The following is a 16044-nucleotide window of genomic DNA, read 5'->3' on the forward strand; positions in this document are numbered from 1 at the left end:
GGTTATAGTCGGGGCCGTGACAATCGACAATTCAGCCGCATGAACGCGAATTTCACCGACGGGGAGCAACGCCGGGACACCCCCGCGATCCCCGCCATTCAGACCGCGGTAACCCGGATCTGGGAAGAAGTCCTGCGGATCGACGGCATCACCGCGAACGATGACTTCTTCGAGCTCGGCGGTCATTCCCTGGCCGCCTCCCAGGTCATTTCCCGGATGGCCCGCGATTTGCACGTCCGCCTCACCCTGGCCGAGTTCTTCGAAATGCCGACCGTGCGCGAACTGTCCGAGTTCGCCCATTCCGCCACTGCGCCGGAACGGTCTTGACCAGCACGTTCGCCCGGCTGTCGCCCGCTCAGGAACAATTGTGGTTCCTGTGGCGCCTGCGGCCGGAAAGCGACGAGTACAACGTGGTCAAGGCCGTGCGGCTGCGGGGCCGGCTCGAGGTGCCCGCCCTGCGGCGGGCCCTGACCGCGCTGGCCGGGCGCCACGAAGGGCTGCGCGCGGTCTTCCCGGAGGTCGACGGCCGGCCCGTGCTGCGGATCGGACCCCCGGCCCCGGTCCCCCTGGCGGTCTCGGCCGTGGCGGACGGGCCGGCGCTCGACCAGGCCGTCGCGGCGCTCGTCCACGCGCCGTTCGACCTGGTCGCGGGCCCGGTGCTGCGCGCGCACCTGCTGCGGGTGGCCGAAGACGACCACACGCTGGTCCTGGTGCTGCACCACATCGTCGCCGACGGCTGGTCGGTCGGGCTGATCGACGAGGAACTCGCGGCCCTCTACGGCGCGGTCACCCCGCTGCCCCCGCCGGGGGGTGGTGCTCCGGAGTGGACCGCATCGGAGCCGGGGCCGGAGGAAGCGCTTTCCTACTGGCAGCGGAAGCTCGCGGGCGCGCCGCCGCGGTCCGGCCTGCCCGGCCCCCGCCCGGCCGATCCGGTGCCCGGCGGGGCCACCTGCCCGGTGCCCCTGCCCGCGGCTCTGCCGGCCCTCGTGGACGCGGTCGCGGCGCGGTACCGGGTCACGCGGACCGTGACGCTGCTGGCCGCCTACGCCGGGTTGCTGGCCCGGATGTCCGCGACCGCGGACGTGGTGATCGGCGTGCCCTCGAGCGGCCGGGCCGAACCGGCGCTGCAGCGGGTGGTCGGGCTGGTGGTCACCGTGCTGCCGGTCCGGGTGCGGATCGGCCCGGGCCTGACTTTCGCGCAGTTGCTCGGCCAGGTCCGCGAAAGCCTGCTGGACGGGCAAGAGCACCAGTCCGCCCGCTTCGACCGGCTGGCCGGGCACCCGCTGTTCCGGACGGTCATGAGCTACGAGGAGCCGCCCGCGCAGGAGCCGGGGCTGCCCGGGTTGAGCGCTTCCGCGGTGACGCTGCCCGTGCGCACCCCGGCCTTCGACCTCGTCCTGCGGGTGGCCTGGCCGCGGGCTTCGTTCGAATACCGGACCGACGTGCACGACGCCGCCACCGTGGCCGCCGCGGCGGACCGGTACGCGCGTCTGCTCGCTGCGGCACTGGAAGCACCGGACACACCGGTGGCGCGGCTTCCGCTGCTGTCCGCCGCGGAACACCGCGAGCTGACCGAAGACCGGTCCGCGCCGCACCCCGCGCCGCCGGTGGAAGCACTGATCGCCGCCCGCGTCGAGGCCGCCCCGGAAGCGGTCGCGGTGCGCACGACCGGCGAGGAGCTGACCTACGGCGAACTCGACCGCCGCGCCGGAGCGGTCGCCGCCCGGCTGCGCGCGGCCGGGGCCGGGCCGGGCACGCTGGTCGCGATCCGGCTGCCGCGCGGCGCGGAGCTGGTGATCGCCCACCTGGCCGTCCTCAAGTCCGGCGCCACCGGCGTCCCGCTCGATCCGGCCCAGCCCCCGGACCGGCTGGCCGCGATCCTCGACGAGGCCGCCCCGCTGGTCACCCTGGCCGACCTCGACGACGTGCGCGCGTCCCGGCCCCCGAAAGACCGAGAAGACCGGGGCGAGGTGGCGGCCCCCTCCGGTGGGACCGGCACCGGCGAGAACACCGGTGCCGCTTACGTCGTGCACACCTCCGGTTCGACCGGCCGGCCCAAGGGCGTGGTCGTCGAGGCCGCCGCCCTGGCCCACCTGGTCTCCTGGCACCACCGGGAGTTCGGCCTCGGGCCCCGGGACCGCACCACGCTGATCGCCGGGCCCGGCTTCGACGCCTCGCTGTGGGAGGTCTTCACCGCGCTGAGCGCCGGGGCGACGCTGGAGGTGCCGCCCGCCGAGTTGCTGTCCAGCCCGGGTGAGCTGCGCGAGTGGCTGTCGCAGCGGCGGATCACCAGCACCTTCCTGCCCACTCCCCTGCTGGAGAACCTCCTGCCCTGGACCGCCGCCCACGCGCCCCGCACGGTGCTGACCGGCGGGGACCGGCTGCACGCGGTCCGCGGTCCGCTGCCGTTCCGGCTGGTGAACAACTACGGGCCCACCGAAGGCACCGTGGTGGCCACCTCCGGCCCCGTCGGCGCGGCGGCGGGACTGCCCCCGATCGGGCACCCGCGGCCCGGGGTCGGCGCGTACGTGCTGGACGCCGAGCTCCAGCCCGTCCCGGACGGGGTCACCGGCGAGCTGTACCTGGGCGGCGCCGGGCTGGCCCGGGGCTACCTCGGCCGGGCGGCGCTGACCGCGGACCGGTTCGTGCCGCACCCCTTCGCCGGCTCGCCGGGACGGCGCCTCTACCGCACCGGCGACCTGGTCCGCCGCGGTCCCGGCGGCGCACTGGAATTCCTCGGCCGCAACGACGCGCAACTGCAGGTGCGCGGGTTCCGCGTCGAGGCCGGTGAGATCGAGAACGTGCTGCGCACCCACCCGCGGGTGCGCGACGCCGTGGTCGTGCCCGAAGGCACCGGGCTCACCGCCTACCTGGTGGGCGCCGAAGACCTCTCCCGCGCCGAGCTGCACGAGCACACCGGCCGGGCGCTGCCGTCCTACATGCGCCCGCACCGGTACTTCGTCCGGTCCGGTTTTCCGCTCAGCCCCAACGGAAAGGTCGACCGCACGGCGCTGGCCGCCGGCGCGGCCGAGCTGCGGGCCGACCGCCGCGGGTGCACCACCGAGACCGAGGAGCTGATCGCCCGGGTGTGGTCCGCGGTGCTGGGCCACGACGCGTTCGGCCCGGAGGACAACTTCTTCGACGTCGGCGGCCACTCCCTGCTGCTGACCGCGGTCAGCGCCCGGCTGCGCGGCGAACTCGGCCACGCGGTGCCCGTCACCGACCTCTACGCCCACCCCACCGTCGCGGGATTCGCCCGGCACCTGGACCGCCCGGCCGGTGCCCGCCCGCGCGCGGACCACCGCCCGGGACGACTGCCCGCCGTGCGCCGCCGCGCCCGCGCCGAAAGGACCGATCCGTTGACCGACACCGACACCCACCTGGCCGTGATCGGCCTGGCCTGCCGGTTCCCCGGAGCCGTCACGCCCGAGCAGTTCTGGCTCAACCTGACCGGCGGCGTCGACTCCGTCCGCGACTTCTCCGCCGAAGAGCTGGCCGAATGGGGCGAAGACCCCGCGCTGAGCACCGATCCGCGGTACGTGACCGCGCACGGCGCCGTGGACGGGTTCGGGGCCTTCGACGCCGACTTCTTCGGCATCACCGCCCGCGACGCGGTGATCCTGAACCCGCAGCACCGGATGTTCCTGGAGCTGGCCTGGGAGGTGCTGGAGCGGGCCGGCTACGACCCGTCCGCCGTGCCCGGCGTGGTCGGGCTCTACGCCGGGGCCGGGCGCAACGGCTACGCCCGGCTGGTCGAGTCACTGGCCGGCCGCTTCCCCGGGCTGGACGAGCTTTCCCTGAGCCTGGCCAACGAGCCCGAGCACCTGGTGACACGGGTCAGCTACGCCCTCGGGCTGAACGGGCCGAGCGTCGCCGTGCAGACCGCCTGCTCGACTTCGCTGGTCGCCGTGCACGAAGCGGGCCGCGCGTTGCTGGCCGGCGATTGCGACTTCGCGCTGGCGGGCGGGGTGACGCTGCGGGTGCCGCGCACCGGCTACTGGTTCAAGGAGGGCGGCACGATGTCGCCCGACGGCCGCTGCAAGACCTTTTCCGAAGACGCGCGGGGCATCGTCGCGGGTGACGGCGCCGGCATCGTGGTGCTGCGCCGCCTGGACGACGCGCTGGCCGACGGCGACCACGTGCACGCGGTCATCCGCGGCACGGCCGTGAACAACGACGGCCGCCGGCGCGCCGGGTACACCGCGCCGGGGGTGCACGGGCAGGTCGAGGTGGTCCGCCTCGCGCACTCGATCGCCGAGGTGACGCCCGATTCCGTCGGGTACGTCGAAGCGCACGGCACCGGCACGCCGGTGGGCGACCCGATCGAGGTCACCGCGCTGGCCGAGGCCTTCGACGGGGTACCGGCGGGCCGGGTCGCGCTGGGTTCGGTCAAGACCAACATCGGGCACACCGACACCGCCGCGGGCGTCGCCGGGCTGATGAAGGCCGTGCTGGCGCTGGAGCACCGGACGCTGCCCGCGACCCTGCACCACACCGCGCCCAATCCCCGCATCGACTTCGCCTCCGGCCCGTTCGAGGTCACGACCGCGAACCGCGAGTGGCCCGGCTCCGCCGCACCGCGCCGGGCCGGGGTCAGCTCGTTCGGCATCGGCGGCACCAACGCGCACGCCGTGCTGGAGGAGGCGCCGCCGCGGCCGGCCCCGGCGCGGGCCTCGGAAGCGGTGCTGCTGGTGCTCTCCGCCCGCACCCCGGCCGCACTGTCCACAATGGCCACTGAGCTGGCCGCGCACCTGCGCGCCCACCCGGACCTGCCGCTGGACGACGTCGCCGCCACCCTGCAGCGGGGGCGGCACGCCTTCGCCCACCGCTGGCAGGCGGCCTGCGGCGACGCCGGGCAGGCGCTGGACGCGCTCGCCGCGGTCACCGGCCGGGAATCCGGGGCCCGGCCGTCGGTGGTGCTGCGGTTCCCGCCGATCTCCGGCGACCTGGGCTGGAGCAAGGTGTTCGACCGCTTCCCGGCGTTCCGCGCCGCGGTGGAGCAGTGCCGGGCGATCAGCTCGGAGGCCGAGGCGTTCGCCATGCGGTACGCGCTGGGCCGGCTGCTGCTCGACTGGGGGGTGGAGCCGGAGACGGTCACCGGCGAGGGCACCGGGGCGGTGGTCGCGGCCTGCGTCACCGGGGCGCTCCCGCTGGCCGAGGGGATCGGCCGGGCCACCGGCGAGAACCTCGGGTCCGGCGTGCTCGACCTCGAAATCGGCGACCGGCGGGTGTCGCTCACCGACGAGGGCGAGCCGCTGCGCGCGCTGCTCGACGCCGTCGGAGGGCTGTGGCAGGCCGGGGTGCGCATCGACTGGGACCGGGTGCACGCCGGGGCGCCGCGCCGCCGGGTGGTGCTGCCGACCTACCCGTTCGAACGCCAGGAGCACCTGGTCCGGCCCGAGGCGGTGGCCGCGACCCCGGCCGTCGCCCCCGCACGCGCCACCGGCCCGGTCGAACCGGTGCTGCTCCGGCTGTTCCAGCAGGTGCTGGGCGTGGCCGAAGACGTCGAAGACCCGGACTTCTTCGAGCACGGCGGCGACTCGCTCGCGGCCGTGCAGCTGATGGCGCTGGTCGACGAGCGGTTCGAGGTGGCGCTGACCCTGGAAGACGTGTTCGAGGAGCCCACCGTCCGCGGGCTGGCCCAGGTCGTGGACCGGTACCGGGCCGAGGCGGACGCGTGAGGGCCACCGCCTCGCTGACCCCGGCTTCGTTCGCGCAACGCCGGCTGTGGATGCTCGACCAGATCGGCGAAACCGGCTCGGCCTACCACCTGGTCACCGCAGTGCGCCTGCGCGGCCCGATCGACGTCGGGGCGCTGCGCCGGGCGCTGACCGCGGTGGTCGCCCGCCACGAGGCGCTGCGCACCACCTTCACCGTCGTGGACGGCGAGCCGTTCCAGCGGGTGGCCGCGGAAGCGGCGCCGGAGCTGACCGTGCGCGAGATCGGCGGCGAGGAGCAGGCCCGCGAGGCGGTGGCCCGGGAGATCGCCCGCCCGTTCACGCTCACCACCGGGCCGCTGCTGCGCGCCGGCCTGCTGCGGCTCGGCGAGACCGAGCACGTGCTGACCGTGGTGTGCCACCACATCGTGTGCGACGGCTGGTCGATGGCCGTGGTGCTCGACGAACTGGCGGCGCTGTACCAGGGGGACTCGCTGGAGCCGGCCCCGCAGTTCGGCGAATACGCCGCGCGGCAGCGGGAGGAGCTCACCGGCGAGCGGTTGCGCGCCGAGCTGGACCACTGGCGCGACCGGCTCGGCGGAGCGCCCGAACTGCTCGCGCTGCCGACCACCCGGCCCCGGGCGGCCACGCAGGGGTTCGCCGGGGCCACGCACCGCACGCGGCTCGACGCCGGCCTGTGGGCCGAGGTGCGCACCGCGTCCGCCCGCGGCCGGGTGACGCCCTACATCCTGCTGCTCTCGGCGTACGCGGTGCTGTTGTCGCGGCTGACCGGCGCGCGCGACCTGGTCGTCGGCAGCCCCGGCGCGGGCCGCTCCGGGGCTTCGCTCGGGCCGGTGGTGGGCATGTTCGTCAACACCATGCCGGTCCGCGTGGACCTGACCGGCGACCCCGGTTTCACCGAGGTGCTCAACCGGGTGCGGCGCACGGTGCTCGACGCCGTGGCCCACCAGGACGTGCCGCTGGACCGGATCGTCGCCGAGCTGGTGCGGCACCGCTCCGGCGGGCACGACCCGTTGTTCCAGACCATGTTCGCCGTCCAGCAGCCGGCGGCGGCGCCGGAGTTCGCCGGGCTGGGCGCGGAGATCTTCCCGGTGCCCACCTCGAGCGTGTTCACCGACCTGTGGCTGGAGATCCGGCCCGACGCCGGCGGGGCCGACTGCGCGCTGCACTACCGGACCGAGCTGTTCGACGCCGCCGACGTCGAGACCACGGCGCGGCGGTTCCTGACCGTGCTGCGCACCGCGCTGGCCGAGCCGGGCACCCCGCTGTCGCGCTTCGAGCTGTCCGAGGGGGAAGAACGCGCACGCATCCTCAACGACTGGAGCCACGGCGGTGAAGCCCACCCGTGGACGGGCCCGGTGACCGGGCTCATCGAGCGGCAGGCACTGTCCACACCGGACGCGACCGCGGTCGTGTTCGAGCAGGAGCGGCTGTCCTACGCCGGGCTCGCGCGCCGGGCCGGGACCCTGGCCCGGCGGCTGGCCTCGGCCGGCGCGGGCCCGGACACCGTGGTCGCGCTGTACCTGGAGCGCGGCGTCGAGCTGGTGACCTCCGTGGTCGGTGTGCTGGCCGCGGGCTGCGCCTACCTGCCGCTTTCCCCGGAGGACCCGCCGGCCCGCACCGCCGCGCTTCTCCGCGCGACCGGCGCGGCCCTGGTGCTGGCCACCGCGCCCACCGCGCCGGTCCCGGCCGGGGTCCCGGTGCTGCTGGTGGACGAGCCGGCCGACGACGGGGTCGAGGCGCCGATGGTGCGGCGTCCGGCGGGCCCGGAAGACCTGGCGTACGTGATCAGCACCTCCGGCTCCACCGGACCGCCGAAGCCCGTCGCCGTGGCCCACCGCGGCCTGGCCAACCGGATCGCCGCCCAGCGCCGGGCCCATCCCCTGGCCGCGGACGACCGGGTGCTGCACAAGACGCCCACCACGTTCGACGTGTCCGTGTGGGAGCTGCTGTGGCCGCTGACCACGGGCGCGGCGCTGGTCGTCGCCGAGCCCGGCGGGCACCGCGACCCGGCGTACCTGGTGGAGCTCATCGAGCGCGAAGCGGTGACCACGGTGCACTTCGTGCCGCCGATGCTGGAGGCGTTCCTCGGCGAGCCCGGTCTGGACCGCTGCGCAACGCTGCGCCGGGTGCTGTGCAGCGGGCAGGCCCTGCCCGCCGCGGTGCGCGACCGCTGCCTTTCGCTGCTGCCGGGCCGCTTGGTGAACCTCTACGGACCGACCGAGGCCTCGATCGAGGTCACCGGCTGGGAGTGCCGCGGCGGTGACGGCCCGGGCGTGCCGATCGGCCGGCCGCTGGCCGGGGTGGAGACCTACGTGCTCGACCCCGAGCTGCGCCCGGTGCCGCCGGGGGTGACCGGTGAGCTGTTCCTCGGCGGGGTCGCGCTGGCCCGCGGGTACCTCGGGCTGCCCGCGGCCACCGCGGAGCGGTTCGTGCCGCACCCGTTCGCCCGGCGGCCGGGGCAGCGGCTCTACCGCACCGGCGACCTGGTGCGGTGGCGCCCGGACGGCGCCCTCGACTACCAGGGCCGGGGCGACCACCAGGTCAAGGTGCGCGGGGTGCGGGTCGAGCTCGGCGAGATCGAGAACGCGCTGCGCGAGCACCCGGAGGTCCGCGACGCCGTGGTGACCGCCACCGAGCGTGGGCTCACCGCGTACCTGGTGCCCCACCACGGTGGCCTCGGCGCTCCCGGTGGCGGTGATCCGGCCGGCCCGGTGCGCGAACGGCTGCGGGCCCGGCTGCCGGGTTACCTGGTGCCGTCGCGGTTCGTGGTGCTGCCCCGGCTCCCGCTGGGCCGCAGCGGCAAGGTCGACCGCGCCGCACTGCCCGAGCCGTCCGAGTCGTCTGAGCCGGCCGGGCCGGCCGGGCCGTGGGGGGCCGCGGAGCCCCGCGACGAGCTGGAGCGGACGCTGGCGCAGATCTGGCTGCGGGTGCTCGGCCGCGCTTCGGTCGGGCTCGGCGAGGACTTCTTCGGCATCGGCGGCGATTCGCTCAAGGGGATCCAGGTGGTGCACCGGGCCCGGGAGGCGGGGCTGCGGCTCAGCGTCGGCGACCTCTTCCGGAACCCGACCGTCGAGGACCTGGCCGCGCACCTGAGGAGCGGCCGGTGAGCCGCTGGCTGCGGTGCTTCCCGCCGCGCCCGGACGCGGTGGTGCGCCTGGTGTGCGTGCCGGGCGCGGGCTGCTCGGCGTCGATGTTCCACGGCTGGTCCCGCGAGCTGCCCGACCAGGTCGAGGTCTGCGCCGTGCAGCCGCCCGGCCGGGGCGCGCGGCTGCGCGAGGAGCCGCTGACCCGGATGGAGCCCTACGCGGACGGGCTGGCCGCGGCGGTGGCCGCGGACCCGGGCCCGCCGGTGGTGGTGCTCGGGCACAGCCTCGGCGCGCTGATCGCCTTCGAAACCGCCGCCCGGCTGGCCCGCGACCCGGCGACCACCCCGCTCGCGCTGGTCGTGGCGGCGCACCGGGCGCCCGCGCGGGGCAACGCCGGGTTCGCCGGCCACCGGCTGCCCGAGGCGGAGGTGCTTGCCGTGGCCACCGGCCTCGGCGGACCGGCCGCGGGCGGGCTGGCCGAACCGGCCGTCCGGCGCACCGCGATCCGCTCGCTGCGGGCCGATTTCGAGCTCGACCACCACTACCGCTACCGGCACCCGGCCCCCCTGCCGGTGCCGATCACCGTCTACGGCGGGGACGCCGACCCGGCGGTGCCCCCGGCCGACCTCGAGGGGTGGCGGGCGCACACCGGCGGCGCCTTCCGCACCCGGGTCTTCCCCGGCGGCCACTTCGTCCAGGACGGACCGGCCCGCGCCGGGCTGTTCGCGGACCTGTCCGCCCTGCTGCTCGACCATGTCCGACCACTCCGCTCGACCCGATGAGGGGGACCCTGCCCGTGTTCGAGGATGACGACCAGCGGGACTACGTCGTGGTGCGCAACGACGAGGGGCAGTATTCGATCTGGCCCGGCGACCGCGACCGGCCCGAAGGCTGGGCCGCGGTCGGCGGACCGCAGCCGAAGTCCGCCTGCCTGGCCCAGATCGAGGTGCTCTGGACCGACCTGCGGCCGAAGAGCGCGCGCTCGTGACCGCGGGGCTGTGCCTGCACGAGCTGTTCACCCGGCAGGCGGAGGCCACCCCGGACGCGGTCGCCGTGGTGGACGAGCGCGACGAGCTGACCTACCGCGAGCTGGACGAGCGCTCCACCCGGCTGGCCACCGTGCTCCGGCGCTACCGGCCGGAGCCGGGCGGGCGGATCGGGCTGTACCTGCGGCGCGGGACCGGCCAGGTGGTCGCGATCCTGGCCGTGCTGAAGGCGGGCTGCGCCTACGTGCCGTTCGACCCGGACTACCCGCGCGAGCGGATCCGGTACATGGCCGCCGACGCGGCGGTGGACCTGGTGGTGTCCGATCAGGACACCGGACCGGTGCTGCCCGAGGCCCAGGTCGTGGCCGTCGAGGAGCAGCCCTGGCCCGGTGAGGAGCCGGCCCTTCCACCGTCCACACCGGACGCTCCCGCGTACGTCATCTACACCTCCGGCTCCTCGGGGACGCCCAAGGGCGTGGTGGTGTCGCACCGGAACGTGACCGCGCTGCTCGGCGCCTGCGACCAGGTCTTCGACCTGCGCGCCGACGACGTCTGGGCGCTGTTCCACTCCTACTGCTTCGACTTCTCGGTGTGGGAGCTGTGGGGCGCGCTGAGCCACGGCGCCCGGGTCGCGGTGGCTCCCGCGGACGTGGCCCGCTCCCCCGAGGCCACGCTCGGCTTCCTGGTCGAGCACGGGGTCACGGTACTCAACCAGGTGCCTTCGGTGTTCCGGTACCTCAGCCGCGCGGCCGGGCCCGGCGCCGCCGTGCCCGCCCTGCGGTACGTCATCTTCGGCGGCGAACCGGTGGACGCCGGTTCGGTCCGCGACTGGCGGCGCCACCACGGCGGGCCCACCGAGTTCGTCTCCATGTACGGCATCACCGAGACCACCGTGTTCGCCATGTACCGGCGGCTGGACCCGGATTCGGCCGAACCGGACCTGGGCCTGGGCACTCCCCTGCCGGGCACCGAGATCTTCGTGCTGGACGAGCACGACCGCCCGGTGGCGCCGGGGGTGATCGGCGAACTGCACCAGGCCGGTCCGCAGCTGGCGCAGGGCTACCTGAACCGCCCGGAGCTGACCGGCGCCCGCTACCCGGTGCTCGACCTCGGCGGCGGCCCGCGCCGGGTCTACCGCAGCGGCGACCTGGCCTCGGTGCGCCCGGACGGGACCCTGGACTACGCGGGCCGGGCCGACGACCAGGTGAAGATCAACGGGTTCCGGATCGAGATCGGCGAGATCGAGCACGTGCTGGCCGCCACCGACGGGGTGCTCGACCTGGTCGTGCTGCCCACGACCAGCCGCATCGGCGAGCAGAGCCTGGTCGCGTTCTACTCCCCGCGCCCCGGCGTGGCCGTCGACGGCCTCGCCGCGCGCATCGCCGCGCACGGCCGGAAGTCGCTGCCCGCGTTCATGATCCCCGGCCGGTTCGTGGCCATGGACGGGCTGCCGCTGACCCCGTCCGGCAAGGCCGACAAGCGCACCCTCGCCGAGCAGGTGCGATGACCACCCGGAGGCTCGACCCATTGCCTGAACGACTGCCCGAACGACTGCCTGAACGACGGCCCGAAGCGGCACCCGCAGCGCGGTCCGAAGCAGCACCCGGCGGACCGCGGCCCGGCGGGGAACTCCCGCTGTCGGCGCTGCAGGAGGCCATGTGGGTCTCCTGGCAGGTGGCCCCGCGGCGGTGGGCGCACCTGCTGCCGCTGACCCTCGCCGTGCGCGGCGAGCTCGACCTCGACCGGCTCCGGGCAGCGGTCGCCGCCCTCTGCGTGCGGTATCCGGCGTTCGGCGCCCGGGTGGTGGTGACCCCGCAGGGCACCCGCCTCGGCTGGGCCGGGGTCCCGGACATCCCGTTCGTGCTGACCGAAGGGGACGAGCGGTCGGTCTCGCGCGCGCGGCGGCGTCCGATCGACCTGGCGCGGGGGCCGCTCGCCCGGACCGAAGTGGTGCGCGGTCCGCACGGCGTCACCGTGGTGTTCACCGTGCACCACCTGGTGCTGGACGGCGCGTCGGTCCCCCAGGTCCTCGACGAGCTGAGCCGCGCCTACCGCGGCGAGCGGCTGGACGGGCCGCAAGACCTGGCGCCGTTCGCCGAGCACGCGCGCAAGTCGTGGGCGCTGGCGGTCGGTGAGGAGGGCGCGCCGCTGCGGGAGTTCTGGCGGGCGGCGTTGTCCGGGGCCGCCCCGGCCCGGCCGCTGCGGGTGGGCGCGGGGTCGGCGCCGGTGGTGGCGCCGGTCCCGGCCGGGCTGGCGGCCGAGGTGAAACGGACCGCGCGCGAGCTGCGGGTCACCTACTTCACCCTGGTCTACGGCGCGCTATTCGCCGTGCTGCGCCACCACACCGGGGCCGAAGACCTGATCGTCTCCACCGCCCACCACGGGCGGCGCGGCACGCCGCTGGCCCAGCAGGTCGGCTCGTTCGCCGGACTCCTGCCGGTCCGGCAGCGGCTACGCGGCGAAGACACCTTCCGGGAGCTCTCCCGGCGGCTGGCCCAGGACGTCCGGGCCGCGGCCGCGCACGGCGGGCTGCCGCTCTCGGCCATCCTGCGCGCGGCCGGCCTGTCCGGGCCCGAGGCGCGCGACCGGCTGCCCGAGGTCGTGCTGACCCACTGGAACACCGTGGGCAGCCCCCACGACGTGCACCGGCTCGACTTCGGCGGGGCCGAGCTGGACCTGGTGGACGCGACCAGCGCGTCGGACCAGCGGCTGACCGTGCTGCTGCAGGAGGACCGCCACGGGTCTTCGCTGCTGTGGCAGGACCACCAGGGCACGCTCGACCACAGCCTGCTCACCGCGCTCGCCGAGGACCACCTCGAGCTGCTGGCCGCGATGGCCGCCGACCCCGGGCGGACCCTGGCCGAAGGGCTCGCCGGGCTCGGCCCGAGCCGGTCCGGTGGACCGGCCGCCGCGCCGGTTGCGGCCCCGCCGGCGAGGCCGGCGGAGGCGGACGAGGAAACCGTCGAAGCGCTCGCCCGGGTCTGGCGCGAATGCCTCGGGGTGCCGGCCGTGGACCCGCAGGACTCGTTCTTCGCCCTCGGCGGGCACTCCCTGCTGGCCACCACGGTGGTGCTGCGGATCAACGAGCGGCTCGGGGCGGAGGTGTCGGTGCGGGACCTGTTCGCCCACCCGGTGCTGGCCGACCTGGCCGGGGTGGTGGCCCGCGCGCCTCGGACGGCGGGCTCGGGGGCGGCGCCGGCCCGGGCCGGGACGGTGTTCCGCGCGTCGCGCTTCCAGGAGGGCATCTGGCTGGCCGAGCGGCTGGACCCGGAGCACGCGCGGTACCACATCCCGTTGTCCTGGACGGTGACCGGCGGACTGGACCCCGGGTCGCTGCGCGCCGCCCTCACCCGGCTCACCGCCCGGCACCGGATCCTGCGGGCCCGGTTCGTGGACCAGGACGGACTGCTGTACCAGGAGACCCTGCCCGAGCAGGAGTCCGAAGTGGACTCGGCCGACCTGGGCGGGCTTTCTCCGGCCGAGCGTTCGCAGTGGCTGGCGGACTGGTCGGAGCGGGCCGGGCGGGCGCTGGAGCCCGCCCGGGGGCGGCTGCTGCGGGCCGGGCTGTTCGAGGTGGGCGGCAGCGATCAGGTCCTCGTCCTGTGCGCGCACCACCTCGTGCTCGACGGCGAGTCGGTGCCGTTGCTGCTGCGGGAACTCGAGCTGTGCCACCGCCTGGTCACCGGCCGCGCGCGAACGGCGCCGCCGCCCGCGCAGTACCACGACCGGACCGAGCCCGAGACGGGGTCCGAAGCCGCGGCCCACTGGCGGGAACGGCTGGACGGCGCGCCCGCCTCGCTGGAGCTGCCCGCCCCGGCGGAGCCGGAACCCCACGGCGGGGTGCCGATCCCGCTGGCCGCGGGCACGGCGGCGGCACTGCTGCCGGTGCGGCTGGAGCGGAAGGTATCCGCGTTCATGATCGCGGCCGCTTCGGTGGCCGCGGTCCTGCACCGCCGGACCGGGCAGGACGATCTGACCTTCGGCATCCCGGTCGCCGCGCACGACCGGGGCGAGGTCCTCGGCCCGCGGCTGAACACGCTGGTCCTGCGGTCCCGGACCGGCCCCGAGACCACGCTGGCGGACCTGCTGGACTCGGTGCGCGAGGGGGTGATCAGCGCGTTCGACCACCAGGACGTGCCGTTCGAGTCGGTGGTGCGGGCCCTGCGCCCGCCGCGACGGGCGGGCCGCACCCCCTACGTCGACGTGATGGTCAACAACGTCGGCGTGGCCCGCTGGTCCGCCCGCCTCGGCCCGGCCCGGCTGACCCCGGTCGACTTCGTGTCGCGGGCCGAGGAGGTCAGCAAGTTCCCGATGACGGTCACCTTCACCGAAACCTCCGACGCCCTGCTGGGCACCCTGTCCTACCGCGGCGACCAGCTCGGCGCGGCCGAGGCCGGGCGCGTGGCCCACGACGTCGGCGCGGTGCTCAGCGGCTTCGCCTCGGGCCTGGCCACGAAACTGTCCGAAATGGACCTCGGCCCGGTGCGACCGTGAGGCCCTTCCGGTTCGGGGTCAACCTCACCGCTCTCGGCGAGCGGGACTCCTGGCTGGCCCAGTGCCGCACCGCCGAGCAGCTCGGTTACGACGTGCTCACCGTCTCCGACCACCTCGGCGGCCAGTCGCCCTTCCCGGCGCTGGCCGCCGCGGCGGCGGTGACCGAGCGGGTGCGGCTGGGCACCTTCGTGCTCAACTGCGCGTTCTGGAACCCGGTGCTGCTGGCCCGCGAGGTCTTCACCGCGGGACGGCTCACCGGCGGACGGCTGGAGCTGGGGCTCGGCACCGGTTACGTGCGTTCGGAGTTCGACCGGGCCGGGCTGGAGTGGGGGACGGCCGGGCAGCGGGTGGACCGGCTGGCCGCCACCGTGGCCGAGCTCGTCCGGCTGCTGGACCACCCGCGTGAGCTCGGCGTGGCCACCGCCCCGCCGCGACCGACGCTGGTGCTCGGCGGCAACGGTGACCGCGTGCTGGAGCTGGCCGCGCGGTACGCGGACGTGGTTTCGTTCTCCGCCGCGGTGCTCAAACCCGGGGCCACCAGGGGAAGCCTCGAACTGCTCGACGCGGAAGCGGTCCAGGAGCGCACGGAGTACTTCGCCCGGGCCGCCGGCGACCGCGCCGCAGCGGTGGAACGCAACGTGCTCGCCCAGACCGTGGTGGTCACCGACGACCCGGACGCGGCGATCGCCGCCCTCCGCCGCCGGATGCCGAAGCTGACCGGGCGCCGGCTCGCGGACGTCCCCACCGTCCTGGTCGGCTCTCCGGCCGGGATCGCCGACCGGCTGCGGGAGCGCCGCGAGCGCTACGGCATCTCCTACGTCTGCGTCCAGGAGTCCGTGATGTACGAGTTCGCCCCGGTGGTGGCGCTACTGTCCGGCCGCTGATTCCCACCGCAGCCCACCACCATCGGCAACGACGCGGCCGGCCGTCGGCGCCGGGAAGTGCGTGCCCAGCACCAGCGCGCCGGTCCCGGCGAACGGGGCGAGCAGCGCGCGGCGGGTGCGCTCGGCCAGCGCGGGGTCGATGTCGACGCAGCTGCCGATGTCCGGGCGCGCCACCTGGACCGGGTGGTGGACGCAGTCGCCGGTGATCAGGGCCGTGCGGCCGCCGCTGTCCAGCCGCACCGAGGCGTGGCCGGGCGTGTGGCCCGGGGTGGGCACCAGGCTCAGCCCGGGCACGAGTTCCACCCCGCCGGGTCCGAGGTCGACGAGGTCGAGCTGCCCCGCGTCCTCGACCGGCAGCACCGAATCGCGGAACATCCGGCGGCGCGGCCCGTCCATCGGGTACCCGGCCCAGAACTCCCGTTCCACCCGGGAAACCAGGTGCCGTGCGCGCGGGAACGTGGGCACCCACTCGCCGTCGGCCAGCCGCGTGTTCCAGCCGACGTGGTCGGCGTGCAGGTGGGTGTGCACCACCAGGTCCACCGACTCCGGGGGAAAACCGGCCTCGGCGAGCCGCTGCAGGTAGTCCGTGCGCAGGTCGTGCCAGGCCGGGTTCGCCCGCTGCTTGCCGTTGCCGATGCCGGTGTCCACCAGGATCCGCCGGCCGCCCGCGGTGACGGCGAAACTGTGGCTGGCCAGCCGGAGGACCCCGTCCGCACCGGCGAAGTCCGGCCGGAGCCAGCCCTGCCGGGCGACGACCTCGGGGGTCGCCGCGGGCAGCAGCCAGGCGCCGGTGGCGGACGGCAGCGGTGTCTCGTCCACCCGGTGCACGGTCAGCTCGCCGACAGTCCAGGTCATGAGCCCCTCCCTCGTTAAAAGCTAAGTGTTTGCGTTAAGTGACGATAGGCCCTACCCT

Annotated in this window: 9 protein-coding genes; 8 read left to right on the forward strand and 1 reads right to left on the reverse strand. The window is 75.5% G+C overall.

Going from position 1 to position 16044, the window contains the following annotated elements:
• The first annotated feature begins 39 nt into the window (after window positions 1–39).
• Genes NYF13_RS20010 through NYF13_RS20045 form a run of 8 tightly spaced genes read left to right on the forward strand, consistent with a single transcriptional unit; the run spans window position 40 to window position 15131 of the window.
• Window positions 40–327 carry a phosphopantetheine-binding protein gene (locus tag NYF13_RS20010; RefSeq protein ID WP_315658763.1) on the forward strand — a complete coding sequence of 96 codons (288 nt, stop codon included), beginning with the start codon at window positions 40–42 and terminating at the stop codon, window positions 325–327.
• Window positions 324–5681, forward strand: a complete 5358-nt coding sequence (locus tag NYF13_RS20015; RefSeq protein ID WP_315658765.1) for a non-ribosomal peptide synthetase — start codon at window positions 324–326, stop codon at window positions 5679–5681. The genes NYF13_RS20010 and NYF13_RS20015 overlap by 4 nt, the downstream gene beginning before the upstream one ends.
• Entirely contained in the window at window positions 5678–8788 is a 3111-nt protein-coding gene (locus NYF13_RS20020) for an amino acid adenylation domain-containing protein (protein ID WP_315658767.1), read from the forward strand. The genes NYF13_RS20015 and NYF13_RS20020 overlap by 4 nt, the downstream gene beginning before the upstream one ends.
• Window positions 8785–9549, forward strand: coding sequence for an alpha/beta fold hydrolase (locus NYF13_RS20025; RefSeq protein ID WP_315658769.1), 765 nt, complete (start codon window positions 8785–8787; stop codon window positions 9547–9549). Before NYF13_RS20020 ends, NYF13_RS20025 begins: the two co-directional genes overlap by 4 nt.
• The gene (locus tag NYF13_RS20030) at window positions 9546–9755 is read left to right on the forward strand and encodes an MbtH family protein (protein WP_315658771.1); all 210 of its coding nucleotides are present in this window, start codon (window positions 9546–9548) and stop codon (window positions 9753–9755) included. Before NYF13_RS20025 ends, NYF13_RS20030 begins: the two co-directional genes overlap by 4 nt.
• Entirely contained in the window at window positions 9752–11260 is a 1509-nt protein-coding gene (locus tag NYF13_RS20035; RefSeq protein WP_315658772.1) for an amino acid adenylation domain-containing protein, read from the forward strand. The genes NYF13_RS20030 and NYF13_RS20035 overlap by 4 nt, the downstream gene beginning before the upstream one ends.
• Complete coding sequence (locus NYF13_RS20040; RefSeq protein ID WP_315658773.1) at window positions 11257–14247, forward strand: condensation domain-containing protein; 2991 nt, start codon at window positions 11257–11259, stop codon at window positions 14245–14247. The genes NYF13_RS20035 and NYF13_RS20040 overlap by 4 nt, the downstream gene beginning before the upstream one ends.
• The gene (locus NYF13_RS20045; RefSeq protein ID WP_315658774.1) at window positions 14244–15131 is read left to right on the forward strand and encodes a TIGR03621 family F420-dependent LLM class oxidoreductase; all 888 of its coding nucleotides are present in this window, start codon (window positions 14244–14246) and stop codon (window positions 15129–15131) included. The genes NYF13_RS20040 and NYF13_RS20045 overlap by 4 nt, the downstream gene beginning before the upstream one ends.
• Here NYF13_RS20045 and NYF13_RS20050 read toward each other — a convergent pair.
• The gene (locus NYF13_RS20050) at window positions 15114–15986 is read right to left on the reverse strand and encodes an MBL fold metallo-hydrolase (RefSeq protein WP_315658776.1); all 873 of its coding nucleotides are present in this window, start codon (window positions 15984–15986) and stop codon (window positions 15114–15116) included. The two genes, NYF13_RS20045 and NYF13_RS20050, sit on opposite strands and share 18 nt — an antisense overlap.
• Window positions 15987–16044: the final 58 nt, after the last annotated feature.

The sequence above is a fragment of the Amycolatopsis sp. PS_44_ISF1 genome (assembly GCF_032335455.1).
GTDB lineage: Bacteria > Actinomycetota > Actinomycetes > Mycobacteriales > Pseudonocardiaceae > Amycolatopsis.